We start from the raw sequence: 25,810 nt of genomic DNA, 5'->3' as shown, positions 1-25,810 counted from the left end.
TTACGGCGCGGGCTGGTCAGCCGCCGATGACGACGCGGCGGACGCCCTCCCAGTGGGCCGGGTCCGTCGTGCGGCGGCCGTCGACCAGGACGCGGACGTCCGGGAGATCCGCGGATGCCAGCTCGCGGTACTCGGCGTGGTCGGCCTGGAGGATCGCGGCGGTGACGGCCTGGCCCTCGTGCGGGACGAGACCGTGCGCGGTCAGCTCCTCGGCCGTGTACATCGGGTCGGAGACGAACGGCACCGCGCCGCGTGCCTTCAGCGCCTCGACGGTCGGGAAGACGCCGGAGAAGGCCGTCTCCTTCACGCCGCCGCGGTACGCCGCGCCCAGCACCAGAACGCCCACCCCGTCCAGGTCGCCGTAGGCCGCGGCGAGCAGGTCGACCGCGTACTCGGGCATGGCCGCGTTGGCCTCGCGCGCCGAACGCACCACGGTCGCCGAGGGGTCGTTCCACAGGTACATCCGCGGGTAGATCGGGATGCAGTGGCCGCCGACGGCGATGCCCGGCTGGTGGATGTGGCTGTAGGGCTGGGAGTTGCAGGCCTCGATGACCTTGAGGACGTCGATGTTCTGCTGGTCTGCGAAGCGGGCGAACTGGTTCGCCAGACCGATGTTGACATCGCGGTAGGTCGTCTCGGCGAGCTTGGCGAGCTCGGACGCCTCCGAAGTACCCAGGTCCCAGACGCCGTTGGGGCGCGACAGGTCGGTGCGGTCGTCGAAGTCCAGGACCGACTCGTAGAACGACACACCGTGCGCGGCCGATGCCGCGTCGATCCCGCCGACCAGCTTCGGGTAGCGACGCAGGTCCGCGAAGACCCGGCCGGTGAGCACCCGTTCCGGGGAGAACACCAAGTGGAAGTCCTCGCCGGCCTTGAGGCCGGAGCCCTCTTCGAGCATCGGCGCCCAGCGGGTACGGGTGGTGCCGACCGGCAGCGTGGTCTCGTAGCTGACGAGGGTGCCCGGCTTGAGCCCCGCGGCGATCGCCTTGGTCGCGGAGTCCATCCAACCGAAGTCCGGCGTGCCCTCCGCGTCCACGAAGAGGGGGACGACGACCACGACGGCCTCGGACTGGGCGACCGCCGATGCGGTGTCCGTCGTTGCGGTCAGCAGGCCCGCCCCGACGGTCTCCTTGAGCTTGATGTCGAGATCGTGCTCGCCGGGGAACGGCTCAACGCCGGCGTTGACCAGCTCGACGACCTTCTCGTTGACGTCGGCGCCGATCACCCGGTGGCCCTTGGCGGCGAACTGCACGGCGAGCGGCAGACCGATCTTGCCCAGGGCGACTACACAGATGTTCATGGTTACTTCCTCTTGGAGCGCTTGGCGCCGGTCAACAGGGATCGCAGCCGCGAGCCCAGCGGTTTCTTGGGCGGATGGAGCGGGCCTGTCCTTACGACCATGCGCCCCTTCGGATTCACTCGGGCCGAGACACGGTAGGGGACGTCGGCCGCCCAGAGCCGGGCAAGTGGCATGGGGTGGCGCTTGCCGCGCACCGGTATCTCGTAGGTCCGGCCCGCCACGTCGACCGAGACCCGGATCTCCAGCTCGGCCCGCTCCCGCTGCAGCGGGATCCGGGCAGTGATCAGGGCGGCTTCGCCGTCCGGCGCGACGGTACGGCTGAAATCACCCACAGGGGAGGGTAGTTGTTCGTCCTTGCCGAGGCGGCGGGCGCTCGCGGCGTCGGTGGACTTGGGCAGCCGGTCCGAAGTCAGCCGGACGCACAGCGATTCCGTGTCGCCCAGCACGGGGACCCGCACAGCCACGTCGAGCGCGAACCCGTCGCCCTCCTGACACCATTCGGCGGACTGGAGTTCGGTACCGGAGCCGAGTCTCCCCGTTATCGCGCCTCTCAGCTCGAAGCTGCTGTCGGGCAGGGAGTAAAGGCTGTCGCGGAAGCCCGGGTAGCGGGCATACGCGTGGTCGTCCTCCAGCACGGTCGGCGGCATCGCGCCCGAGATGTCCATGCGGACCAGCTCGGTCAGCTCGTCCACCCGGCCCGCGAACACCCAGCGGAAGCGAAGCCGCTCGGGGACGGTGAGCCGGTGTTCCGTGGAGTCGAAGGAGGTTCCGTAGTAGTCCTTCATGACCCGCCCGGTGGCGCGCACGCATTCGGCGCGTCTCTCCGGCGTCATGGCCAGGAAGTTGGCCCCGAAGATCCAGGCGAGGTCGACCTTGAGCAGCCGTATCGCGAAAGCGTCGTAGAGATCGCCGGGGCCCGCCAGTTCGAGGAGCTTGTCGAGCGCGTACGCACAGACCTTCAGGCGGTTCTCGAAGCGGGCCCGGTAGGTGATATTGCTGTCGTCGTCCCGCCTGACCGCGTAGTAGCAGTCGTAGTCGGCGACCACCGAGACAGTCTTGGCCCGGACATAGACTTCCAGTGTGAACGGCATGTCGCAGCTGACCGGCAAGTCCTCCGCGTACCGGATGCCGTGCTCCTCGATGAGGGCACGCTTGTACATCTTGGTGTTGGAGATCGCGTAGAGCGCCCCAGAACCGATCAGCGGCACGTTCGCCTCGGTGGAGCGGAAGATGGCCCGGGGAACCGACCGGTCACCGACGGCCACCATCTTGCCGAGCACGACGTCCGAGTCGTTCGCATCGGCCATGGCGACCATGCGCTCCAGCGCCTCAGGACCGAGGTAGTCGTCGGAGCCCACGAAGAAGACGTAGCGGCCGGTCGCGTTGGCGAGCGCAACGTTGTTCGGCCGGGCGGGCCCCCCGGAATTCTCCTGGTGGATCACCTTGAAGGTGTCGGGGAACTGCTCGGCGAATCGATCGATTTCCTTCCCGCTGCCATCAGTGGACCCGTCGTCCACGGCAATGACCTCGATCCGATCGAGTCCAATGCTCTGCCCGACGAGAGACTCCAGACACTCGGTCAGGGCAGGCATGGTGTTGTACACGGCCACGACGACGGTTACGTCGGGAACATCGGGTCTGCCGGTCACACGGTCACCTCGGTGGCTCTCTCGACGGATGTGCGCGTACTTCCGGGAAACAGCCTCGCGCTGTTCTCAGGTTCCATGTGCGGCCGGCTCCCCCGCGGCGGTCGTGACGGTGCGCCCTGTCTTCGCCGATTCCAGTACCGCTGCGGCCACCTCCACCGTGCGGAGCCCCTCCCGCAGCGTGCAGATGTCCTTCGATATGCCGCGCACGGCGTCGCGGAAGAGCTCGTGCTCGACCAGCAGCGGCTCGCGCTTGGGTATGGCGTACCGGATCATGTCGCCCTCGGAGACACCGCGGAAGGCCTGGAGCGCCTCCCACTCGGTGGCCACCGCGGCGTTCGAGTGGAAGGTGAGGTCGGCGGTGAGGGTGTCGGCGATGAAGGTGCCGCGCTCGCCGGTGACGGAGGTGAAACGCTCCTTCAGCGGGCTCAGCCAGTTGACCAGGTGGTTGACCATGGTGCCGTCGGAGAGCAGGCCCACGGCGGAGACCATGTCCTCGTGCGGCCGGCCGGACTTCGACACGGTGTGGGCGGAGATCGACGTATACGTCTGCCCCGTCACCCAGCCGGTCAGGTCGATGTCGTGGGTGGCGAGGTCCTTGACCACGCCGACATCGGCTATGCGGTGCGGGAACGGGCCCTGACGGCGGGTGACCACCTGGAAGACCTCGCCCAGTTCCCCCGCCTCCAGCCGGCCGCGCAGCGACCGCAGCGCCGGGTTGCAGCGCTCGATGTGGCCGACGCCGGCCACCAGGCCGCGCGACTCGAAGGCGTCGACCAGCCGCCGGGCGCCTTCCACGGTGTCGGCGACCGGCTTCTCGACCAGGGCGCAGACACCGGCCTCGGCGAGTTGCAGGCCGACTTCCTCGTGCAGCGCGGTGGGGCAGGCCACCACCGCGTAGTCGATGCCGAGTGCGATCAGTTCGTCGACCGTGGACAGGACGGGGGCGCCCTGCGCCCAGCCGTTCCTGTCCCCCATCGGGTCGACGACGCCGATCAGCTTCACGTCTTCCAGGCCGGCCAGCACACGGGCGTGGTGGCGGCCCATCGAGCCGAGGCCGATCAGGCCGGCCCTCAGTCCTGCGGTCACTGCATGTCTCCCAGCGAGTTCACGGCGCCGACGATGCGGTCCAGGTCATCCTGCGACAGCGAAGGATGCACGGGCAGCGAGACGACCTCGGCGGCGGCACGCTCGGTCTCCGGCAGATCCCAGGTCCGGCCCGCCTTCTGGTCGGGCTCCCAGTACGGCTTCAGCCGGTGGATGGGGGTCGGGTAGTACACGGCGTTGCCGATACCCGCCTCGCTCAGCCTGGCCATGGCGGCGTCCCGGTCACCCTGCACCCGGATGGTGTACTGGTGGTAAACGTGGCGTGCACCGTCGGCGACGGGCGGAACGACGACGCGGGGCGCGGTGATGTGGCGGTCGAGATACGCGGCGTTGGCACGGCGCTGCTCGGTCCAGCCGTGCACCTTCGCGAGCTGTACGCGCCCGACGGCCGCGGACACGTCCGTCATGCGCATGTTGGCGCCGACGATCTCGTTGGCGTACCGCTGCTCCATGCCCTGATTGCGCAGGAGCCTAAGGGTGCGTGCGACCTCGGCGTCGGCGGTGGTGACCATGCCGCCCTCAAGGGAGTGCATGTTCTTGGTGGGGTAGAAACTGAAGGTTCCGCCGGAGCCGAAGGCGCCGACCGGAGTGCCGCCGAGTGCGGCGGTGTGCGCCTGGCAGGCGTCCTCGACCACCGCCAGCTTGTGCTTGTCGGCGATGGGCATGAGGGCGTCCATCGCGGCCGGGTGACCGTACAGGTGCACCGGCATGATCGCGGCGGTACGCGGCGTGATGGCGGCCTCGACCGCGGCCGGGTCCAGACCGAAGCTGCCCGGCTCGATGTCCGCGAAGACGACGTCGGCACCGGCCAGGCGGACCGCGTTGGCGGAGGCCGCGAAGGAGAAGGACGGGACGACGACCTCGTCACCGGGTCCGATCCCGAGGGCGAGCAGCAGAAGGTGGAGGGCCGAGGTGCCCGAGTTCACCGCGACGCAGTGGCGCCCGTCGACGAGCTCCGAGAAGCCCTCCTCGAAGGCCGCGACCTCCGGACCCTGCACGACGCGGCCGCTGCGCAGTACGCGTACCACGGCCTCGATCTCGTCGTCACCGATCACCGGCCGGGCAGCAGGGATCGCTTCCCTGTTGTCGCTCGACATGGACATCCTCCTTGAACACCACAAGAGCTGTGACCGGCGACGGCTCCAGGGGCGTGCGAATGTCGGATGAGGCTCCGCCGCCCCGGCACATAGCCGATTCTGTACCAATATATTGCGCGCAAATCACCCTTTTGCCTCGGGGGCGATGCACCCAGGGCACAAAGGATTTTTTGTCCTGCCTGAAGCGGGCCGACGTGCCGATGAGCATTCTCAGGAATGGCATTTTCGGCATCAGCCGCGTCACATTATCAGGATTTTCACAGGCGGTTTCGTTGAGGTTACGACCGAAGAGACGCGGCCCACTCGCTCCACGTCGGTGTCCCCACGCGAAAGAGGTGCGGTCCCCTGGGGGGCCGCACCTCTCTCCTTACTGTCCGGCCCCGGTCAGCTCTCCGTGTCCGCCGAGACGGACGGCTGCGGCGACTGCTCCGCGGCGACCGTCTTCTTCGCTGCCGCCTTCTTGGCCGTCGTCTTCTTCGCGGCGGTCTTCTTGGCAGCCGTCTTCTTGGTGGCTGCCTTCTTGGCGGTGGCCTTCTTGGCGGTCTTGCGGGCCGTCTTCTTGGCCGGGGCCTCCGCTTCCGGGGCCTCCGCTTCCGGGGCTTCGGCGGTCTCGGCCGGCACCGTGTCGGGCTTCGGCTCCGGGGAGCCGGTCACCACGACGACCTCCGCCGCGTCCGCACCGGCGGGCGAGCCCGCGGGGGCGGTGACCTTGCGGGTCACCCGGCGGCGAGCCCGCGGCGGGGCGGCCTCGGGGACCACCTCGTCCGGTGCCGCCTCGGGCTGCGGGACCTCGGCGACCGGGGCAGGGGTCTCGGCGACGACCGGGACCGGGGCCTCGGCCGGGGCTTCGGCAGCCGGTGCTTCCGCGGCCGCCGGGGCCGGGGAGCCGGCCGGAGCGGTCGCCTTGCGGGTGGCACGGCGGCGCGTACGGCCCTGGGGGGCCTCCGCGACCACCGCGGGCTCGACGGCCGGCTCCGGCTCCGCCACCACCGGCTCGGGCTCCGCGACCACGACCGGCTCCGGCTCGGCCACCGGGGCCGGAGCGGGGGCCGCCGCGGCCTTCGGGGCACCGGCCGGGGCCGAGACCTTGCGGGTCGCGCGGCGACGGCCGCGGCCGCGCGAGGCGGCTGCCTCGGCCTCGGCCGCACTGCTGTACAGCTCCTCGTCCGGGACGAACTCCGGCTCGGGCAGCGCCACCGGGGCGGCCACCTCGGCAGCCACCTCGGCCTCGGTCTCGACCTCGACCATGTGCTCGTGCTCGTGCTCCAGGCCCGCGCCGGCCCGGCCGCGCTTCTTGGCGCGCTTGCCGCCGCCACCGCCGCCGACCGAGGCCGGCTGCTCCATGTGCACGATCACGCCGCGCCCGTTGCAGTGGACGCAGGTCTCGGAGAAGGACTCCAGCAACCCCTGGCCCACCCGCTTGCGGGTCATCTGGACCAGGCCCAGCGAAGTGACCTCGGCAACCTGGTGCTTCGTACGGTCGCGCCCCAGGCACTCCAGCAGGCGCCGCAGCACCAGGTCCCGGTTGGACTCCAGCACCATGTCGATGAAGTCGACGACGACGATGCCGCCGAGGTCGCGCAGCCGCAGCTGGCGCACGATCTCCTCGGCCGCCTCCAGGTTGTTCTTGGTGACGGTCTCTTCGAGGTTGCCGCCCTGACCGGTGAACTTGCCGGTGTTGACGTCGACGACGACCATCGCCTCGGTCTTGTCGATCACCAGCGAGCCGCCGCTCGGCAGATAGACCTTCCGGTCCAGCGCCTTCATGAGCTGCTCGTCGATCCGGTACGTCGCGAAGATGTCGACCTCGGAGGTCCACCGCGACAGGCGGTCCGTCAGATCGGGTGCCACCTGCGAGACGTAGCCGTAGATGGTCTCCCACGCGTCGTCGCCGCTGACGATGACCTTGGAGAAGTCCTCATTGAAGATGTCGCGGACGACCCGGACGGTCATGTCCGGCTCGCCGTAGAGCAGTGTCGGCGCGTTGGAACTGCCGGTGCTCTTCGCCTTCTTCTGGATGTCCTCCCACTGCTGCTGCAGCCGCTCGACGTCGCGGCGCAGCTCGTCCTCGCTCGCACCCTCCGCCGCGGTGCGGACGATGACGCCCGCGTCCTCGGGGACGATCTTCTTGAGGATGGTCTTCAGCCGGGCCCGCTCGGTGTCGGGCAGCTTGCGGCTGATGCCGGTCATCGAGCCCTCGGGCACATAGACCAGGTAGCGGCCGGGCAGCGAGACCTGGCTGGTCAGGCGGGCGCCCTTGTGGCCGATCGGGTCCTTGGTCACCTGGACGAGGACGGACTGGCCGGACTTGAGCGCGGTCTCGATGCGGCGCGGCCCGTGAGCCATGCCGAGCGCCTCGAAGTTCACCTCACCGGCGTACAGGACGGCGTTGCGGCCCTTGCCGATGTCGACGAAGGCGGCCTCCATGGACGGCAGTACGTTCTGCACCTTGCCCAGGTAGACGTTGCCGACGTAGCTGGTGGCCTGCTCCTTGTTGACGTAGTGCTCGACGAGCACGTTGTCCTCAAGGACGCCGATCTGGGTCCGCTCGCCGTTCTGGCGGACGACCATCACGCGCTCGACGGCCTCGCGGCGCGCCAGGAACTCCGCCTCGGTGATGATCGGGACGCGCCGGCGGCCCTGCTCACGGCCCTCGCGGCGGCGCTGCTTCTTCGCCTCCATGCGGGTCGAGCCCTTGATGGACTGGACCTCGTCGAAGCCGGTGCCGGGCTCCCGCTCCTCTTTCTTGCGGGGCTCGCGGACCTTGACGACCGTGCGCTCCGGGTCGTCCGTGCCGTTGTCGACCTCGGACGGGACGTCACCGCTGCGACGGCGACGGCGACGACGGCGACGGCTGCTGCTGGATCCGGCGCCGGACGCCTCGTGGTCCTCGTCCTCCTCGGCCTCTTCGGACTCCGGAGCGCGCTCCTCGTCCTCCTCGGCGTGCTCGGCGGCGGTCTCTTCGCCGAACTGCTCCGCGGCCTCGTCACCCTCGTTGCTCTCGCCGCGCCGACGGCGACGGCCTCCGCGACGGCGACGGCGCGAGGGCCGGTCCCCGTACTCGTCCGTCTCCTCGCCCTCGTGCTCGGCCTCGCCCTCCGGCTCCTCCTCGGCGTGCTCCTCCGCCTCGGCGGCGGGGGCGGCGGCCGGCTCGGGCTCGGCGGCCTCACCGCGACGGCGGCGACGGCGGCGCGCACCGGCCTGCGGCGCGGCCTCGGCGGCCGGTGCCTCGGCGGCGGCCGGCTCTTCGACCGTCTCGGGCTCTTCCTCGACCTCTTCGTGGCGCGAAGCGGCAGCGGCGGCGGCCGCGGTCTCCGGGGTCTGGAACATCGGCTCGGCGAAGACCGGGGCCTGGAACACGGCCACGGCGGGGCGCGCCGCACGGCGGCTCCTGCGCGCGGGCTCCTCCTCCTTGCCGGTGAACTCGGGCCGGCCCGCGGCCGCGGTGGCGCGGCGCCGGGAGCGGCCGCGCGGTGCGGCCTCCTCGGCTTCCGCGGTCCCGGCGGCCGGCTCCTCGGCAGCGGCGGCTGCCTCGGGCAGGCTTTCGCCGGTGTCCTCGGCTGCTTCGGGGGCCGCGGCGGCCTCGGGGGCCTTCGGAGCACCTGCCGGAGCGGTGGCCTTGCGGACCGCACGACGGCGTCCGCGCGGGGCCTCCACGACCTCTTCCTCCGCTTCCGCGGGAGCGGCGGGCTCGGCCGCGGCCTCGTCGGTCTGCGGCGCACCGGCCGGAGCCGATGCCCTGCGCCGGGTCCGGCCACGCGGCGCGGCGGCGGCGGGCTCGGCGGTAGCGGGCTCGGGTTCGGCACCCGCCACGGCCGTCGCCTCCTCCACGATCTCGACGGCCTCGGCGGCCAGCGGCGCACCGGCCGGAGCGGTCGCCTTACGCACGGCACGGCGACGGGTGCGCGCGGGCGGCGCCTCCACGACCTCTGCCTCTGCAACGGCCTCGACGACGGGCTCGGGCTCGGGCTCGACCACGGCCTCGGCGGCCTGCGGCGCACCGGCCGGAGCGGTCGCCTTGCGGACCGCACGGCGACGGGTGCGCGCGGGCGGCGCCTCCACGACCTCTGCCTCTGCCTCTGCAACGGCCTCGACGACGGGCTCGGTGGCCTCGGCGTCCACGGCGGGCTCGACGGCCTCGACGGCCTGCGGCGCACCCGCCGGAGCGGTCGCCTTGCGCACGGCACGGCGACGGGTGCGCGCGGGCGGCGCGGCCTCTGCCGCCGGGGCGCTCCCGGCGTCGGTGGTGGTGTCGGACACTGCGGCGTCAACGGCCGGTATGGCCGGAGCGGCCGTGCCCTGCGCCTCCGTCACCGGCGGGCCGGCCGGGCGGGACGCGGCGCGGCGCCTGCGGCGCGGCGGCAGCTTGTCGCCGGGTGCGTTGTTCTCTTCGGCGTTCCCGGTCGTGCCGGGTTCGTTGGACTGGGGCATGCGGGCGGTTCTCCCGTCAGGCTCCCGGGCGCCGCGTCTGGTTCCGGTCCGGCACGGTCCGCGTGAGGTACGCGGGACCGGCGTCCGGGGCGCGGGCGCCGCACGGGAGCTCAATGTCTGGCTCGCCGGTTCCCTACGCGAGGTGCGTACGGCCTGGCGAAAGTCTTATGGGTCATCGCGCGGCCCGGCCCAGGTGGCTCCCGAGTCGGAGGGCTGCGCTGCAACGACCGCCTTACGCGGAACCCGCACCTTCCGGCGCCGTCGCGACGGCGGTCCCGGTGGCCGCGAGTGGAGCGGCCGGGGCTGCCTCGCGGTCGGGCGCGAGTGGGTCGGTCACCGTGCCGGACTCCTCGTCGAAGAGCCCCTGCGCCAGCCTGGTCACCGCTGCGGGGACCGGCGGCGCCAGGTCGGCCACAACGCGGAGACCGGACAGGACGTCGTCAGGTCGCACGGCAGGTGTCACGTGCCGAACAACCAGCCGCAGTATCGCACAGGGCTTGTCCTCGGGCCTATCAGGCTGGGGATCAAGGGCCTGCAGGTCGACCACGGCGGCGCGGGCGTCGAAGGTCCGCATGCCGTTCTTCGCCCGGCGCTGGACCTCGACGGTCTGCGCCCCGTTGAAGGAGGCCACCGCCTCGGCGGCCTCCTCGGCGGGGACGCCGTCGAGACGCAGTTCCCAGACGGAGGCGGTCAGCCGGTCGGCGAGACCCGAGGTGCGGGCCTCCACGGCGTCGGTGACGTCGAGACCGTCCGGCAGCGAGGCGTTGAGCAGCTCGCGCAGAACGGCCGGATCCCGGGCCTCGGTGAGGGCGATCTCCAGGAACTCGGCCTCACTGCCCGTGCCGGTGGGTGCGGCATTGGCGTACGACACCTTCGGGTGCGGGGTGAAGCCGGCCGAGTACGCCATGGGCACCTCGGAGCGGCGCAGTGCCCGCTCGAAGGCACGCTGGAAGTCGCGGTGGCTGGTGAACCGGAGGCGGCCGCGCTTGGTGTAGCGCAGTCTGATGCGCTGCACCGCCGGTGCGGGCGGCGGGCCTTCGGGCTGTCGCTTGCCCAGTGGTTCTTCTCCTCGGTGCGGGGCGGACGCGGTGGCACGCCGCCCTCGAAATGCGGGTGGCCCGGGGGGTCCGGTCCGGCTCACCCCCGCTCGGCGATTTTCTCTCCGAGCAAGGAGATCTCTGGTTCGGGCGCCGCGCTGGGCACAGTCGTTGTAATACCCAGAGTACGCGCAAGGGGGCTGCCCGGTTCCCGGGGCTCACACGCCCTCGGCCCGCCGACCAGTGCCCGCCAGGCGTCACGACGGGCCTGGGCCACGGTCTCGCGTGCCGTGCGCAGCGCCGCTCGGGCCGCGCGTCCGGCCTCGACCGCGGCACGTTCGGCGGGGGCCCAGACGGCATCGCGTACGAAGTGCCCCACCGACGTGCACACCGTGCGGTAGACCCAGGTCACCGGCGCCCCGACCAGATGCCACGCCAGCCAGCCGGCGACCCGGCCCACGGCCCGCGAGATGTACCCGGTGATGCGCCAGGCGACACCGAAGGCGGCGGCGATCTCCCGGCCGACCGGGGCGAGGACCCACCGGTGGAGCCATCCGAGCGGTGCGACGAGCAGGTTCGTGATCAGCCACACCACCGCCGCCCACAGACCGTGCGCGACGGCCGCGATCCCGCGTGCCAGCCGATCGAGCAGCCGGCCGACGCCGTGGCCCAGCGGAGTGAGCAGTTCCCGGTACGCCCAGGCCACCGGCCGCACGACCAGGTGATCGGCCGACCAGAAGGTGGCGAGCGCGAGGGGCACCAGGACGTACCGCCACAGTCCGGTCACCGGCCAAACGAAGACGGCTGTGAGCACCCAGTCGACGGCGGTGCCGATGCCCCGCCCGGCCGGGGCGAGCAGCGCACAGTACACCCAGCGCAGCCCGTGTCCGGCCGGGGTGAGCACCGCCCCGTACGACCACACCACCGGCACCACGAGCCCGTACCGCACCGCCGGTACCAGCGCATACCGCCAGAGCGCGACCCACGGCCACACGAAGACCGCCGCGGCCAGCCGGAGCAGCGCCCGGCCCAGCGGGGTGAGCACCGCCCCGTACAGCCGGCGGGCGGGGGTCACCACCAGCGTCGCGGACAGCCAGGACAGGGCCCGGCCCAGCGGGCGCAGCAGGACACGGTCGGCGGCGCGGGCCGCGACCACCAGGGCGTCCCAGACCATCCGCACGGGCAGGACGATCACCAGCGCCACGATGCGTACCGGGATCCTGACCAGAGTGGTCAGGCATCCCTCGCCGGCTTCGTAGGGGGCAGGGGCCTGGCGCTTGCCGTAGTCCATGCCGTTCATGACGCGAAGGCCCGGTCCGGGGTTTCCCGGACCGGGCCTTCGTCACCGAGCTGTCACCCGGACGGGCACAGCCGGGGCGCCTACTTCACGACCGTGAGCGGCAGCAGCTTCTTGCCGGTCGGGCCGATCTGGATGCTGGTGTCCATCTGCGGGCAGACGCCGCAGTCGAAGCACGGGGTCCAGCGGCAGTCCTCGACCTCGGTCTCGTCGAGCGAGTCCTGCCAGTCCTCCCAGAGCCAGTCCTTGTCGAGACCGGAGTCCAGGTGGTCCCAGGGCAGGACCTCCTCGTAGGTCCGCTCCCGGGTGGTGTACCAGTCGACGTCCACGCCGTACCCGGGCAGCGTCTTCTCGGCGGCGGTCATCCAGCGGTCGTAGCTGAAGTGCTCGCGCCAGCCGTCGAAACGGCCGCCGGACTCGTAGACCGCGCGGATGACGGAGCCGACGCGGCGGTCGCCGCGCGAGAGCAGGCCCTCGACGATGCCGGGCTTTCCGTCGTGGTAGCGGAAGCCGATGGAGCGGCCGTACTTCTTGTCGCCACGGATCTTGTCGCGGAGCTTGGCGAGCCGGGCGTCGGTCTCCTCGGCGCCGAGCTGCGGCGCCCACTGGAACGGCGTGTGCGGCTTGGGCACGAAGCCGCCGATGGAGACGGTGCAGCGGATGTCGTTCTGCCCGGAGACCTCGCGGCCCTTGGCGATCACGTTGACCGCCATGTCGCCGATCTGGAGGACGTCCTCGTCGGTCTCGGTGGGCAGACCGCACATGAAGTACAGCTTCACCTGGCGCCAGCCGTTGCCGTACGCGGTGGCGACGGTGCGGATGAGGTCCTCTTCCGAGACCATCTTGTTGATGACCTTGCGCATGCGCTCGGAGCCGCCCTCGGGGGCGAAGGTGAGACCGGAGCGGCGGCCGTTGCGGGTCAGCTCGTTGGCCAGGTCCACGTTGAACGCGTCGACGCGGGTGGAGGGCAGCGAGAGGCCGATCTTGTCCTCGGTGTAGCGGTCGGCGAGGCCCTTGGCGATCTCGCCGATCTCGGTGTGGTCCGCGGAGGAGAGCGAGAGCAGACCCACCTCTTCGAAGCCGGTCGCCTTGAGACCCTTCTCGACCATCTCGCCGATGCCGGTGATGCTTCGCTCCCGCACGGGGCGCGTGATCATGCCGGCCTGGCAGAAACGGCAGCCGCGGGTGCAGCCGCGGAAGATCTCGACGGACATCCGCTCGTGGACGGTCTCGGCGAGGGGCACGAGGGGCTGCTTCGGGTACGGCCACTCGTCGAGGTCCATCACGGTGTGCTTGGACACCCGCCACGGCACGCCCGACCTGTTGGGGACGACGCGGCCGATGCGCCCGTCGGGGAGGTACTCGACGTCGTAGAAGCCCGGGACGTAGACGCCGCCGGTCTTCGCGAGCCGGAACAGCACCTCTTCGCGGCCGCCGGGGCGGCCCTCGGCCTTCCAGGCGCGGATGATCTCGGTGATCTCCAGGACGGCCTGCTCGCCGTCGCCGATGACCGCGCAGTCGATGAACTCGGCGATCGGCTCGGGGTTGAAGGCGGCGTGGCCGCCCGCGAGGACGATCGGGTCGTCGAGGGTGCGGTCCCGGGCCGCCAGCGGGATGCCCGCGAGGTCCAGGGCGGTGAGCATGTTGGTGTAGCCGAGTTCGGTGGAGAAGCTCAGCCCGAAGACGTCGAACGCCTTGACCGGGCGGTGGCCGTCCACGGTGAACTGCGGGACCCGGTGCTCGCGCATCAGCTCTTCGAGGTCCGGCCACACGCTGTAGGTGCGCTCGGCGAGGACGCCCGGACGCTCGTTGAGCACCTCGTAAAGGATCATGACGCCCTGGTTGGGGAGTCCGACCTCGTACGCGTCCGGGTACATCAACGCCCAGCGGACGTCGCACTCGTCCCACGGCTTGACGGTGGAGTTCAGCTCACCGCCGACGTACTGGATGGGCTTCTGCACATGCGGGAGCAGGGCTTCGAGCTGTGGGAAGACCGAATCGACTGACATCGCGAACTTTCGAGAGCCGGCAAGGGTGACCATCAAGCGTACCCCGGTGCTCAGCCTTCCAGTGCCGCCCGCAGCCGGGGCCGCGACGCCCGCCTCCACACCTCGGGCAGCTCCCGTTCCGACGCGGCGGCCGCCGCCTCCTCCCGCCCGTACAGCAGTCCCCAGGTGAACGCCGGCTCCCCCGCAGCGTGGGCCTGGACGGCCAGGGTGCGCAGGGCGTCGCGGGCCACCACGCTGTCCTGGTGGTCGCCGAGGAGGGTCTGGAGGGCCTTCATCCGTTCGGCGAAGCGCTCGGCCGGCCGCCCGAGCGCGGGCCGGGCCGCCTCCGCCGCGTAACGGGCGCGCTTGGCGGCCTTGCGGGCGTCGTGCAGAGCGAGGTCGCGGTCGTGGCCGGGCGGGAGCTCCAGGGCGCGGCCGGCGCGGGCCGCCAGGCGCTCGTACTCCTTCAGCACGGCGCGGGGCAGGGCCCGGTCGGGTGCGCGGGAGGCGGCGGGGAGCAGCGGCGGGGCGGCGAGCAGGGCGGCGAGGCTCTCCAGGAGGGCCAGGTACCGCTTCCCGTCGAGTACGCCGACGGTCCGGCGCCGTGAGCCGCCCCGGCGGGCCGCCGACCAGATCCGGAGCCGGCCCCGGACGGGGCCGAGGACCAGGGTGCCGGGCAGGTCGCCGAGGCGGGCGCGCAGCCGGGCGTCGAGAACCTCCTGGTCACGGTCGATGCCGAGCTCGGCGGCCAGCCACTTCAGCTCTCCGCCGACCGGATCGGTGGCGTCGCGGTCGAGGATCTTCCGGTATGTCCGCAGCGCGCTGCGGAGTCTGCGGGTGGCGACGCGCATCTGGTGCACGGAGTCGGGGAGGTCGCGGCGCACGGCGGGGTCGAGGGCGACGATCGCCTCGGTCTGCTCCCGCACATAGGCGAGGACGTGGTCGCCCGCGGTGGGCCGGCCGGTCTTCTCGCGGGCGCTCCCGCTCCGTTCCGGGGCGGTCTCGGCGAGCGCCCTGGCCAGTTTGGACGGTGCCGCGGACGGGTGGATGCCGGCCTTGCGCAGCCGTCGTTCGACGAGGTCGAGGAATGCGGGGTCGCCGTCGTCGGCGAGTTCGACCTCGATCTCCGTCCAGGCGGCCGTGCCGCTGCCGCCGGTCAGCCGGTCGGCCCGCACGGTGTCGACGGCGACCTCGGCGAGCAGCGCGTCCTCGGCGCCGACCAGGTGGTGGACGTCACGGGCGGTGCGCAGCCGGACGACGGGGACGAGCCCGCTCTCGCGGACCCGGGAGCGGAGCAGCGCGGCGAGGGAGCGGGGCAGGGTGTCGGAGAGCGGTTCGCGGAGCTCGTCCCGGATGCTGGAGGAGACCGGGAACTTGAGGTGCCAGCCCGCGTCGCTCCCGCCGGTGCGGCGGCGCAGGGTGACGGAGCCGCCCGCGAGCCGGAGGTCCTCGGTGTCGTAGTAGACGGCGTCCAGTTCGCCGACGCCGCGGTGGACGACGGCCGAGACCCCGGCGACCCGGCTCAGGTCGGGAAGCCGGGTTTCCGCGGTGGCTTCGTACTTCCGCTCGATCTCACGCTTCGAGTCCGCCATGAACCGAATCTAGACGTGCCGGGCGCGGATGTGCAGTGGTCCGGCACCCTCCCAGGGAGCTTTCGGCACCGGTCCCGGGGGCTTCCGTACCGGTCCCGGGCGGCTTCCGTGCCGGTCCCGGGCGGCTTCCGTGCCGGTCTCAGGCGCTTATCGGCCGCTGCACCCTGATCGACTGGAGCAGTCCGACGGCCACCCAGACGGCGAACATCGAGGACCCTCCGTACGACACGAACGGCAGCGGCAGTCCGGCGACGGGCATGATGCCGAGCGTCATCCCGATGTTCTCGAAGGCCTGGAAGGCGAACCAGGCGATGATTCCGGCGGCGACGACCGTGCCGTACAGCTCGGTCGTCTCGCGGGCGATCCGGCAGGCGCGCCACAGGACGATGCCGAGCAGGACGAGGATCAGCCCGGCGCCGAGGAAGCCGAGTTCCTCGCCCGCGACGGTGAAGACGAAGTCGGTCTGCTGCTCGGGGACGAACTGGCCGGTGGTCTGGGTGCCGTGGAAGAGGCCCGTTCCGGTGAGGCCGCCGGAGCCGATCGCGATCCGGGCCTGGTTGGTGTTGTAGCCGACGCCCGCCGGGTCGAGTGCCGGGTTGGCGAAGGCCGCGAAGCGCGCGATCTGGTACTCGTCGAGCAGACCGAGCTGCCAGATCGCGATCGCGCCGGCCACGCCCGCGCCGAGCAGGCCGAAGATCCAGCGGTTCGGCGCGCCGGAGGCGAGGAGCACACCGAGCACGATGACGACCATGACCATCACGGAGCCGAGGTCCGGCATCCCCATGACGACGGCCATCGGAACGGCCGCCAGGCCGAGGGCCTTGGCGACGGTCCGGTGGTCGGGGTGGAGCTGGTCGCCCGCGTCGACGCGCTCGGCGAGCAGCATCGCCATGATCAGGATGATGGTGATCTTGGTGAACTCGGACGGCTGGAGCGAGAACCCGCCGCCGATGATGATCCAGGCGTGGGCGCCGTTGACGGTGGCCCCGAGCGGGGTGAGGACCGCCAGTACGAGGATCACCGAGAGGCCGTAGAGGACCGGGACGGCGCCGCGCAGGGTGCGGTGGCCGAGCCAGATCGTGCCGACCATCAGGGCGAAGCCGATGCCGGTGTTGAGGGCGTGCCGGAAGAGGAAGTAGTACGGGTCGCCGTGGGTGAGCGAGTCGCGGCCCCGGGTCGCCGAGTAGACCAGCAGCGAGCCGATGAAGGAGAGTGCGATCGCCGAGCCGAGCAGCGGCCAGTCGAGTTTGCGCACGACGGAGTCGCGGGCGACGAGTTTGCCCCAGGCGGAGCGCTCGGGGCCGTACCGCGAGACGGAGAAGCCGGCCATCAGTCGCGCCTCCCCAGGGCCGCCGCGAGGGTCTGCTCCTCCGGGGTCTTCTGCTGGTCCGGGTTGTACGGCTTGATGTCCGGGGCGTCGATCGAGCCGTCCTGCTGGATCTTCGGCAGGGACTTCTGCGGGGTGGGCAGCAGCGCCTTCTTCAGGTCCTGCTTGCCGGAGTCGTCGAGGCCGTAGAGGGCGTTGTAGAGGTTGCGCACGGCGGGCCCGGACGCGCCGGAACCCGTACCGCCCTGAGAGATCGTCATGACGATCGAGTAGTCCTTGGTGTACGTGGCGAACCAGGAGGTCGTCTGCTTGCCGTAGACCTCGGCCGTACCCGTCTTGGCGTGCATCGGGATCTTGTCCTGCGGCCAGCCGCCGAATCGCCAGGCGGCCGAACCGCGGGTCGCGACTCCCGCGAGGGCGCCGTCGATCTCGTTGCGGGTCTTGCGCGAGAAGGGCAGCTTGCCGTGCGACTTGGGTGCGATCTCCTCGACGCTCTTGCCGTCGCCGCTGACGATCGCCTTGCCCACGGTGGGGTCGTAGAGGGTGCCGCCGTTGGAGATCGCGGCGTAGATGGTGGCCATCTGGATCGGGGTGACGAGGGTGTCGCCCTGGCCGATCGAGTAGTTGACGGAGTCACCGGCGCGCATCCTGTCGCCCTCCAGGCAGTTCTCGTACGCGATCTTCTCGACGTACGAGCCGTCCTTCTTGCCCTGCTTGCACCAGGCGTCCTTGTTCGCCTCGTAGAACTTCTTCTTCCACTCGCGGTCGGGGACGCGGCCGCTGACCTCGTTGGGGAGGTCGATGCCGGTCTCCTTGCCGAGGCCGAACTGGTGGGCGGTCTTGTAGAACCAGTCCTTGGGGTGCTTCTTCGGGTCGATGCCGCCGTCCTTCAGCCACTCCTTGTGCGCGATGCCGTAGTAGACGGTGTCGCAGGAGACTTCGAGGGCGCGGCCGATGGTGATGTCGCCGTAGCCCTGGGACTCGAAGTTCTTGAAGATCTGGCTGCCGACGTTGTACGAGCTGGGGCAGGGGTAGTGGCCGTCGAAGGGGTATCCGGCGTTGACCGCCGCGGTCGAGGAGATGACCTTGAAGATCGAGCCGGGGGCGGCCTGGCCCTGGATGGCCCGGTTCAGCAGCGGGAAGTTGGACTTCTTGCCGGTGAGCTTGGCGTAGTCCTTGGCGGAGATGCCGCCGACCCAGGCGTTGGGGTCGTAGTTCGGCAGGGAGGCCATCGCGACGACCCGGCCGGTCTTGGCCTCCATCACGACGACGGCGCCCGAGTCCGCCTTGTAGTTCTCGCCGGTGTTCTTGTCGAACGACTGGCGGGCCGCCTTCATGGCCCCGTTGAGCTCGTACTCGGCGACGGCCTGGACCCGGGCGTCGATGGAGGTGACGACGCTGGAGCCGGGCTCCGCCTTGTCGTTCTTCGCCTGGCCGATGACCCGGCCGAGGTTGTCGACCTCGTAGCGGGTGACACCGGCCTTGCCGCGCAGTTCCTTGTCGTAGGTGCGCTCCAGGCCGGAGCGGCCGACCTGGTCGGAGCGGAGGTACGGCGATTCGGTGTCCCGGGCCTTGGTGATCTCGTCGTCGGTGACGGGCGAGAGGTAGCCGAGCACCTGGGCGGTGTTGGCCTTGCCGGGTTCGCCGTAGCGGCGTACGGCGGTGGGCTCCGCGGTGATGCCGGGGAAGTCCTCGGCGCGTTCGCGGATCTGGAGGGCCTGCTGGGTGGTGGCCTCGTCGGTGACCGGGATCGGCTGGTACGGCGAACCGTTCCAGCACGGCTGCGGAGTCTTCGCGTCGCAGAGCCGGACCTTGTCGAGGACTTCCTTGGGCCGCATGCCGAGCACACCGGCGAGCCGGGTCAGGACGTTCTGGCCGTCGTCCTCCATCTTCATCAGCTTGGTGCGGTCGGCGGAGACGACCAGGCGGGTCTCGTTGTCGGCGAGGGGCACGCCGCGCGCGTCGAGGATGGAGCCGCGGACGGCGGGCTGGACGACCTGCTGGACGTGGTTGTTCTTCGCCTCGTCGCTGTACTCCTGGCCGTTGCGGATCTGGAGGTACCAGAGGCGCCCGCCGAGGGTGAACAGCAGGGAGAAGACGAGGACCTGGATGACGACGAGCCGGATCTGGACCCGTTGGGTCCGGCCGGTCTCGGGGATGTTGGTCACGGGGCGCCCCCGGTGGTGGTCGGGCCGGGGGTACGCGAGGGGTCCCCGCTGCGGTGCGGCCTCACAGTCGCTTGACTCCCTTGATCCGTCCGGCGCGTGCCGCGCGGTTGCGGGCGGACTTGACGCGCAGTCTGCCGCGCTGGCCGCCGATCCGCAGCCCGGTGCCGGAGGCCAGCCAGCCCGCGGCGACGTCGCCGCCGCCGGACGAGTCGGCGAGCGGGTCGTTCACCGTGCGTCTGGCGACCGCCATGACCAGCGGCACGACGAACGGCGCGAGGAGCAGGTCGTAGACGGCGGCGGTGAACAGCAGGCTGCCGAGGCCCACGTGACGGGCCGCCGTGTCCCCGACGAGGGCGCCGACGAGCGCGTACAGCAGGGTCGAGCCGATCGCCGCGGCGACGACCCCGATCATCGGGACGGCCGCCGACTTGAGCTGCCCGTTCTCCGGCTTGACGAGTCCGGCGAAGTACCCGATGACGCAGAGGACCAGTGCGTAGCGGCCGGCGGCGTGGTCGGCGGGCGGTACCAGGTCGGCGAGGAGTCCCGCGCCGAAGCCGATGAGGGCGCCGCTGACATGCCCGTACACGAAGGCGAGAGCGAGGACGACGAGGAGCAGCAGGTCGGGCACGGCGCCGGGGAGCTGGAGCCGGGCGAGGACGGAGACCTGGACGACGAGGGCGACGACGACCAGGACGACGGAGAGCAGAGTCCGGTTCAAGCGCATGGGATCAGCTCTACCTCTGCTCGTTTACCGTGGTGGCGGCGTTCGGTGTGGCGCCCGGACTGCCGCTGGGGTCCGGGGATCCGCTCGGGTCCGGGCTCTCGTGGATGTTCCCGACGACGTTGCCCTCGGTGTCGACGATGTCGCCGTTGGGCGAGATCGTCACCGTGATGGTCGGAGTGGGCTTGGGCTTGGCGGGCTTGGCCGGCGCCTTCGGCAGGACTGTGTCGCGGGGGTCCTCGCGCGGGGCCTGCACGACGATGCCGACGATGTCGAGCTTGGTGAACCCGACGTACGGACGGACGTAGACAGTACGGGTCAGGCCGCCGCCGGACGGGTCGACGCGGACGACCTCGCCCACCGGGACGCCGGGCACGAACGGCTTGTCCCTGCTGGAGCCGAAGGTGACCAGGCGGTCGCCCTTCTTCACCTTGGCCCTGCCGTTGAGGAACTGGACCGACAGCGGCTGGGAGCCCTGGCCGGTGGCGAAGCCCAGCTCGTCGGTCTTCTCCATACGGGTGCCGACGGTGAAGTCGGGGTCGTTGGCCAGGAGCACCGTGGCGGTGTCCGGGCCGACGGTGGTGACCCGGCCGACCAGCCCGTCTCCGTTGATGACGGTCATGTCGCGCTTGATGCCGTCGTGGGAGCCCGCGTCGATGGTGACCGTCCAGGAGAAGCCCTGGGCCGCTCCTATGGCGATGACCTCGGCGGCCTTGATGCCGTACTGTCCGGCGGCCGACTTCTTCAGCATCCGGTCCAGCTCGCGGACCCGGTTGCGGTTCTGGTCGTCGCTGCCGAGCTTCGTCTTGAGCGCGGCGTTCTGCTGCTCCAGCTCGGCGATCCGGTTGTGCCGTGTGCCGGAGTCGCGTACCGCTCCTATGGCGTTGCCCACCGGGTCGACGGCTGCCGCGACGCCGTTCTCAACCGGTCCGAAGACCGTGGCGGCGGCCCGCCGGGCGCCGTCCACCGGCGACTCCTCGCCGCCGCGGATGTCCACCGTGATCAGTGCGAACGCGATGGCGATCAGCAGCACCAGGAGCAGCCGGCTCTCTCGTGTGTCCCTCACGTGCGGCGGCCGTGCCTTCCTCGTCGGAATGTTCGTGCCTGTATATCAACGATCGGCCGTACGGAGCGTCAGTGGTCCGCACGGCAGACCGAGGTGTTCTCGTCCGCGGGCCGGGCCCGCCGGCTACCGGCGGGGCTGGGCGTCCAGCACCTGCTGGAGCGCCTCGAACTCCTCGACGCACTTGCCGGATCCGAGCGCCACCGAGTCCAGCGGGTCCTCCGCGATATGGATCGGCATGCCGGTCTCGCGGCGCAGCCGCTCGTCCAGTCCGCGCAGCAGCGCGCCGCCGCCGGTGAGGACGATACCGCGGTCCATGACGTCACCGGAGAGCTCCGGCGGGCACTTGTCGAGCGTGGTCTTCACGGCGTCGACGATCGCGTTGACCGGCTCCTCGATGGCCTTGCGGACCTCGGCGGCCGAGACGACCACGGTCTTGGGCAGCCCGGAGACCAGGTCGCGGCCGCGGATCTCGGTGTGCTCGTCCTTGTCCAGGTCGTACGCCGAGCCGATCGTGATCTTGATCTGCTCGGCGGTGCGCTCACCGAGGAGGAGCGAGTACTCCTTCTTGATGTGCTGGATGATCGCGTTGTCCAGCTCGTCACCGGCGACCCGGATCGACTGGGCAGTGACGATTCCGCCGAGCGAGATGACCGCGACCTCGGTGGTGCCGCCGCCGATGTCGACGACCATGTTGCCGGTGGCCTCGTGGACCGGCAGCCCGGAGCCGATGGCGGCCGCCATGGGTTCCTCGATGATGTGCACCTGGCGCGCGCCGGCCTGCGTCGACGCCTCGATGACGGCGCGTCGCTCGACTCCGGTGATGCCGGAGGGCACGCAGACGACGACGCGCGGACGGGCCAGGTAGCGGCGCTTGTGGATCTTCAGGATGAAGTAGCGGAGCATCCGCTCGGTGATCTCGAAGTCGGCGATCACGCCGTCCTTCAGGGGCCGTACGGCAACGATGTTGCCCGGTGTACGCCCGATCATCTTCTTGGCCTCGGAGCCGACCGCCAGGATGCCGCCGGTGTTGGTGTTGATGGCCACGACGGACGGCTCGTTCAGAACGATGCCGCGCCCCCTGACGTACACCAGCGTGTTGGCAGTCCCGAGGTCGATAGCCATGTCACGGCCGATGAACGACATTGAGTTCCCCTTGTTCCCCATGAGGATGCGTCGGGCCTTCCAAGAAAGCGATGATGGCTTGTTCTGGTCGGCGAGGTGAGCGCTGCGGGCGTGGAAGATTCCATCGTAGTGCCGTGTGCACGGACACCGCGCGAGGGTCCTTCGCCTTTGTGGGCGGAACGGGTGGCCGTTCCACTCATGGTGACGTTACGTCGGGGTGATGCGTTCCCGCGATCCGGGACCCTATGCCGAAGGGCGACCGAATTAATTCGGTCGCCCCGGGTCATGAGCGCTGTTCGGCTGATTCGGAGTCAGGAAAGTCCCGGGAAGAAAAGCTTCAGTTCTCGCTCCGCGGACTCCTCGGAGTCCGAGGCGTGGATGAGGTTCTCCCGGGTGATCGTGCCGAAGTCACCGCGGATGGAACCGGGCGCGGCGGCGATCGGGTCGGTGGGCCCGGCCAGCGTACGGATGCCCTCGATGACCCGCTCGCCCTCGGCCACCAGCGCCACGACCGGGCCGGACTGCATGAACTCGACGAGCGGCTCGTAGAACGGGCGGCCGACGTGCTCGGCGTAGTGCTGCTCCAGCGTGGCGCGGTCGAGGGTACGCAGCTCCAGCGCGGTGATCCGCCAGTCGGCCTTGCGCTCGATCCGCCCGACGATCTCGCCGACCAGTCCGCGCCGGACCGCGTCGGGCTTGAGCAGGACGAGGGTGCGCTGGGTCATGGTGTGCGGCTCCTTGCAGGCATGCGGGTGCGGTGAGGCGAGATTACAGGGGTGCGGGAACGGGCCCGCGGCCGGGTTTGGCCCGGGGGCGCGGGATCAGCCACCGGCCGCGGCCTCGGCCGCCTCCTCCGCGGCCGCCCAGCGCGCCTTCGCCTCGTCGATCTTGCGGCCGTAGTGCACCGAGGCCCACCACAGGCCGCCGAAGATCACACCGAGGACGAACATCATCGGGACGACGAAGCCGCTCAGCACCAGGGCGATCTGCAGCGCCCAGCCGAGCTGTATCCCGCCGGGGCGGCTGATCATTCCGCAGAGCAGCACGGAGAGCAGCATGCCGATGCCGCACACCGTCCAGACCGTGGTGTCGGAGAGGCCGTCGGACTTCATCGCGACGAGCCCGGCGAATCCGATCACGAAGAATTCACCGATCAGCGTCGATGCACAGAGCGTACGCACGTCGGTCAGTGCCTTCCCAGGAGCAGTCGGGCCTCGCCGACCGTGATCACGGAACCGGTCACCAGGACGCCTGCGCCCGCGTACTCGTCCTCCTCCTCGGCGAGGGTGATCGCCGCCTCCAGCGCGTCGTCGAGGCGGGGCTCGACCTGGACGCGGTCGCTGCCGAAGACCTCGACCGCGACGGCGGCCAGTTCGTCGGCGTCCATCGCGCGGCCGCTGGAGTTCTGGGTGACGACGACCTCGGCGAAGATCGGCTCGAAGGCTTCGAGGAGCCCCTTGACGTCCTTGTCGCCGCTGGCGCCGACCACACCGATCAGCCGGGAGAAGCCGAACGCCTCGGAGAGCCCGTCGGCGCAGGCGCGGGCGCCCGCCGGGTTGTGGGCCGCGTCCAGGACGACGGTCGGGCTGGAACGGACGACTTCGAGACGGCCCGGCGAGATCACCGCGGCGAAGGCCCGGCGGACCGTGTCGATGTCGAGCGCGCCGGGCTGCTCGGCGCCGATCCCGAAGAACGCCTCCACGGCACAGAGCGCCACCGCGGCGTTGTGCGCCTGGTGGGCGCCGTACAGCGGGAGGAAGACCTCCGTGTACTCGCCGCCGAGGCCGCGCAGCGTCAGCAGCTGGCCGCCGACGGCGATCTCGCGGGAGACGACGCCGAACTCCATGCCTTCGCGGGCGACCGTGGCGTCGACCTCGACGGCCTTCTTCAGCATGACCTGCGCGGCGTCGACGGGCTGCTGGGCCAGGATGACCGTGGCGCCCTGCTTGATGATCCCGGCCTTCTCACCGGCGATCTCGGCCGGCGTGGTCCCGAGCCGGTCGGTGTGGTCCAGCGAGATGGGCGTGACGACCGCGACCGAGGAGTCGATGACGTTCGTCGCGTCCCAGCTGCCGCCCATGCCGACCTCCACAACGGCGACGTCGACCGGCGCGTCGGCGAAGGCCGCGTACGCCATGCCCGTCAGCACCTCGAAGAAGGAGAGCCGGTACGGCTGCTGGGCGTCGACCATCTCCACGTACGGCTTGATGTCCCGGTAGGCCTCGACGAACCGCTCGGGGTCCATCGGCGCGCCATCCAGGCTGATCCGCTCGGTGATCGACTGGACGTGCGGCGAGGTGTAGCGGCCGGTACGCAGATCGAAGGCGCCGAGCAGGGCCTCGATCATGCGGGCCGTGCTCGTCTTGCCGTTGGTCCCGGTGATGTGGATCGAGGGGTACGCGCGCTGCGGTTCGCCGAGCACGTCCATCAGCGCGGCGATACGCGTGACGGAAGGCTCCAGCTTGGTCTCGCCCCAGCGTCCGGCGAGCTCCTGCTCCACGGCGCGCAGCGCCTTGTCCACCTCGGGATCGGCGGGGCGGGTGGGGACGTCCTGGCCCTGCGGCGGGCCCGAGCGGGTGCGCAGCGTACGGCTCCCGGCCTCGATCACCGCCAGGTCGGGGTCGCGCTGGGTCGCTTCGTCGACGATCTCCGCGAAGGCGTCGTCGGGATCGGAGGCGTCGTGCCGGTCGGAAGGGCGGGGCTCACTCACGGGGCCAGTCTACGGATGGACACGGACATCGTGCGCGGCGCCCGTACCGGGCCGCTGTCGGCACATCGCGCCGAGGCGGCGCATGGTGGAAAACGTGCGGCCCCTGCCTTTGATCCTGATCGCGGCACCGGACGGTATGCATCCGGCGCTCACGGAGCTCGCTGCCGATCCGCAGTACGAGACGCTCGTCGCCCGCACCGGCGAGAGTGCGCTGCATGCCTTGTACAAGTACCGGCCGGATGGCCTGATCCTCAGCCTTCGGCTGCCGGGCCTGGACCCTGGGAGGTGCTCAGCCGGGTGCGGGACCTGAGCGACCTGCCGATCGCGCCGCCGAACGCATCGCCCGGCTCGCCGCCTCGCTCGTGGCACGCGCCGCCGGGCCCGCGACGGCACTCGCCGCCTGACCGCCCCGCTCGCCGTCGCACAGGAGACAGTCATGCCCACGACACTGACCGCCGTCCTGGCCGTCTACCCCTTTGTTCTGCTGCTCGGCTTCCTCGTCCACTGGGCGGGAGCCCGCCGGGCGTACGTCCGCCGGTCTCCGGTGGTCCCCGGTGACGCGTCCCGGTTCGACTGGCACTTCTTCGTCCCGTGCCGTGACGAGGAGGCGGTCGTCGCCACGACCGTGACCCGGCTGCGTACCGGCTTCCCGGCGTCCGACGTCTGGGTGATCGACGACGACAGCGACGACAGCACCGGCGACATCGTCACCGCGCCGGCCCAGGACGATCCCCGGATCCATCTCGTCCGGCGCCGCCGCCCGCACGCCAGGACCGGCAAGGGCGCGGCGCTCAACACCGCGTACGACCGGCTCGGGGAGTTCCTGCCGGAGGGCGCCGACCGCTCCCGGGTGGTCGTGTGCGTCGTGGACGCGGACGGGCAGCTCGAACGGGCTGGACGGCCTGCTGGTCCACTGGCCGCTGATGCTGATCCTGGCGGCGGCGTCGATCGTCCCGTTCCTGCTGTGGGGTCCGGTCTACCGCCGGGACCACGCACCCGACGCGTCCTTCGCGACGTCGCTGCTGTGGGGTCTGGCCCTGTGGCTGCACGCGTACCACCTGTTCGTCGTCTCGGCCCGGGGCTTCGTCCGGATGCTGCGCGGCCGCTCCGGCTGGGCGAAGACCCGGCGCAACGCGGAGCCGCTGCTCGCCGGGGAGACGGCGCTGGAGTCCTGACCGTACGGCGGGGAACGGCGAAGCCC

At 71.0% G+C, this 25,810-nt stretch carries 20 protein-coding genes and 1 pseudogene; 3 read left to right on the top strand and 18 right to left on the bottom strand.

All coding sequences use genetic code 11. The features are described 5' to 3' along the window. Positions 1-16: 16 nt before the first annotated feature. The 17 genes from ACFVT1_RS18215 to ACFVT1_RS18135 form a co-directional block, all read right to left on the bottom strand. On the bottom strand, positions 17-1,300 hold the full coding sequence (locus ACFVT1_RS18215) for a nucleotide sugar dehydrogenase (protein ID WP_389796362.1): 1,284 nt from the start codon (positions 1,298-1,300) through the stop codon (positions 17-19). 2 nt (positions 1,301-1,302) lie between these two features. Next, complete coding sequence (locus tag ACFVT1_RS18210; RefSeq protein ID WP_389796360.1) at positions 1,303-2,949, bottom strand: glycosyltransferase; 1,647 nt, start codon at positions 2,947-2,949, stop codon at positions 1,303-1,305. A 66-nt stretch (positions 2,950-3,015) separates the two neighbouring features. Next, the gene (locus tag ACFVT1_RS18205; protein WP_389796358.1) at positions 3,016-4,035 is read right to left on the bottom strand and encodes a Gfo/Idh/MocA family protein; all 1,020 of its coding nucleotides are present in this window, start codon (positions 4,033-4,035) and stop codon (positions 3,016-3,018) included. Continuing rightward, positions 4,032-5,150, bottom strand: coding sequence for a DegT/DnrJ/EryC1/StrS family aminotransferase (locus tag ACFVT1_RS18200; RefSeq protein WP_389796355.1), 1,119 nt, complete (start codon positions 5,148-5,150; stop codon positions 4,032-4,034). Before ACFVT1_RS18200 ends, ACFVT1_RS18205 begins: the two co-directional genes overlap by 4 nt. Before the next feature lie 384 nt (positions 5,151-5,534). Next, positions 5,535-9,581, bottom strand: coding sequence for a ribonuclease E/G (locus tag ACFVT1_RS18195; protein WP_389796352.1), 4,047 nt, complete (start codon positions 9,579-9,581; stop codon positions 5,535-5,537). 232 nt (positions 9,582-9,813) lie between these two features. After that, positions 9,814-10,596 carry a TIGR03936 family radical SAM-associated protein gene (locus ACFVT1_RS18190; protein ID WP_389796349.1) on the bottom strand — a complete coding sequence of 261 codons (783 nt, stop codon included), beginning with the start codon at positions 10,594-10,596 and terminating at the stop codon, positions 9,814-9,816. A 122-nt stretch (positions 10,597-10,718) separates the two neighbouring features. After that, positions 10,719-11,909, bottom strand: coding sequence for a hypothetical protein (locus ACFVT1_RS18185; protein WP_389796935.1), 1,191 nt, complete (start codon positions 11,907-11,909; stop codon positions 10,719-10,721). Between the two features lie 89 nt (positions 11,910-11,998). Next, entirely contained in the window at positions 11,999-13,924 is a 1,926-nt protein-coding gene (locus tag ACFVT1_RS18180; RefSeq protein ID WP_389796347.1) for a TIGR03960 family B12-binding radical SAM protein, read from the bottom strand. A gap of 50 nt (positions 13,925-13,974) precedes the next feature. Next, entirely contained in the window at positions 13,975-15,495 is a 1,521-nt protein-coding gene (locus ACFVT1_RS18175; RefSeq protein WP_389796344.1) for a CHAD domain-containing protein, read from the bottom strand. Positions 15,496-15,634: 139 nt separating this feature from the next. Then, positions 15,635-16,825 carry a rod shape-determining protein RodA gene (gene rodA, locus ACFVT1_RS18170; RefSeq protein ID WP_389796342.1) on the bottom strand — a complete coding sequence of 397 codons (1,191 nt, stop codon included), beginning with the start codon at positions 16,823-16,825 and terminating at the stop codon, positions 15,635-15,637. Next, complete coding sequence (gene mrdA / locus ACFVT1_RS18165; protein ID WP_389796340.1) at positions 16,825-18,990, bottom strand: penicillin-binding protein 2; 2,166 nt, start codon at positions 18,988-18,990, stop codon at positions 16,825-16,827. Before mrdA ends, rodA begins: the two co-directional genes overlap by 1 nt. Before the next feature lie 61 nt (positions 18,991-19,051). Further along, on the bottom strand, positions 19,052-19,714 hold the full coding sequence (mreD, locus tag ACFVT1_RS18160; protein ID WP_389796338.1) for a rod shape-determining protein MreD: 663 nt from the start codon (positions 19,712-19,714) through the stop codon (positions 19,052-19,054). A gap of 10 nt (positions 19,715-19,724) precedes the next feature. Next, positions 19,725-20,777 (bottom strand): rod shape-determining protein MreC, encoded by a 1,053-nt coding sequence (gene mreC, locus ACFVT1_RS18155; protein WP_389796336.1) that lies wholly within the window; start codon positions 20,775-20,777, stop codon positions 19,725-19,727. Between the two features lie 123 nt (positions 20,778-20,900). Next, entirely contained in the window at positions 20,901-21,920 is a 1,020-nt protein-coding gene (locus ACFVT1_RS18150; protein ID WP_266361529.1) for a rod shape-determining protein, read from the bottom strand. A 290-nt stretch (positions 21,921-22,210) separates the two neighbouring features. Then, positions 22,211-22,624: a nucleoside-diphosphate kinase gene (ndk, locus tag ACFVT1_RS18145; protein ID WP_362193952.1), complete on the bottom strand. Its 414-nt coding sequence runs from the start codon at positions 22,622-22,624 to the stop codon at positions 22,211-22,213. A 96-nt stretch (positions 22,625-22,720) separates the two neighbouring features. Continuing rightward, the gene (locus ACFVT1_RS18140; protein ID WP_362193949.1) at positions 22,721-23,080 is read right to left on the bottom strand and encodes a DUF4233 domain-containing protein; all 360 of its coding nucleotides are present in this window, start codon (positions 23,078-23,080) and stop codon (positions 22,721-22,723) included. Between the two features lie 5 nt (positions 23,081-23,085). Beyond that, positions 23,086-24,609, bottom strand: a complete 1,524-nt coding sequence (locus ACFVT1_RS18135) for a bifunctional folylpolyglutamate synthase/dihydrofolate synthase (RefSeq protein ID WP_389796333.1) — start codon at positions 24,607-24,609, stop codon at positions 23,086-23,088. 82 nt (positions 24,610-24,691) lie between these two features. On the opposite strand from ACFVT1_RS18135, the gene ACFVT1_RS18130 reads away from it, so the two are divergent. After that, on the top strand, positions 24,692-24,919 hold the full coding sequence (locus ACFVT1_RS18130; RefSeq protein WP_389796332.1) for a hypothetical protein: 228 nt from the start codon (positions 24,692-24,694) through the stop codon (positions 24,917-24,919). 158 nt (positions 24,920-25,077) lie between these two features. On the opposite strand, the gene ACFVT1_RS18125 is transcribed toward ACFVT1_RS18130, so the two are convergent. After that, complete coding sequence (locus tag ACFVT1_RS18125) at positions 25,078-25,305, bottom strand: hypothetical protein (protein ID WP_389796996.1); 228 nt, start codon at positions 25,303-25,305, stop codon at positions 25,078-25,080. Between ACFVT1_RS18125 and ACFVT1_RS18120 the strand changes: the two are divergent. Further along, positions 25,235-25,432, top strand: a pseudogene (locus ACFVT1_RS18120) (glycosyltransferase); the annotation flags it as partial. The gene ACFVT1_RS18125 and the pseudogene ACFVT1_RS18120 overlap by 71 nt on opposite strands. Before the next feature lie 100 nt (positions 25,433-25,532). Further along, a complete protein-coding gene (locus ACFVT1_RS18115) occupies positions 25,533-25,784 on the top strand; it encodes a hypothetical protein (protein ID WP_389796994.1) in 252 nt (83 codons plus the stop codon). Positions 25,785-25,810: the final 26 nt, after the last annotated feature.

The sequence above is a fragment of the Streptomyces sp. NPDC057963 genome (assembly GCF_042887155.1).
GTDB lineage: Bacteria > Actinomycetota > Actinomycetes > Streptomycetales > Streptomycetaceae > Streptomyces.
Note: the sequence above shows the minus strand (reverse complement) of the source record. Positions and strands in the feature narration are given on the sequence as shown.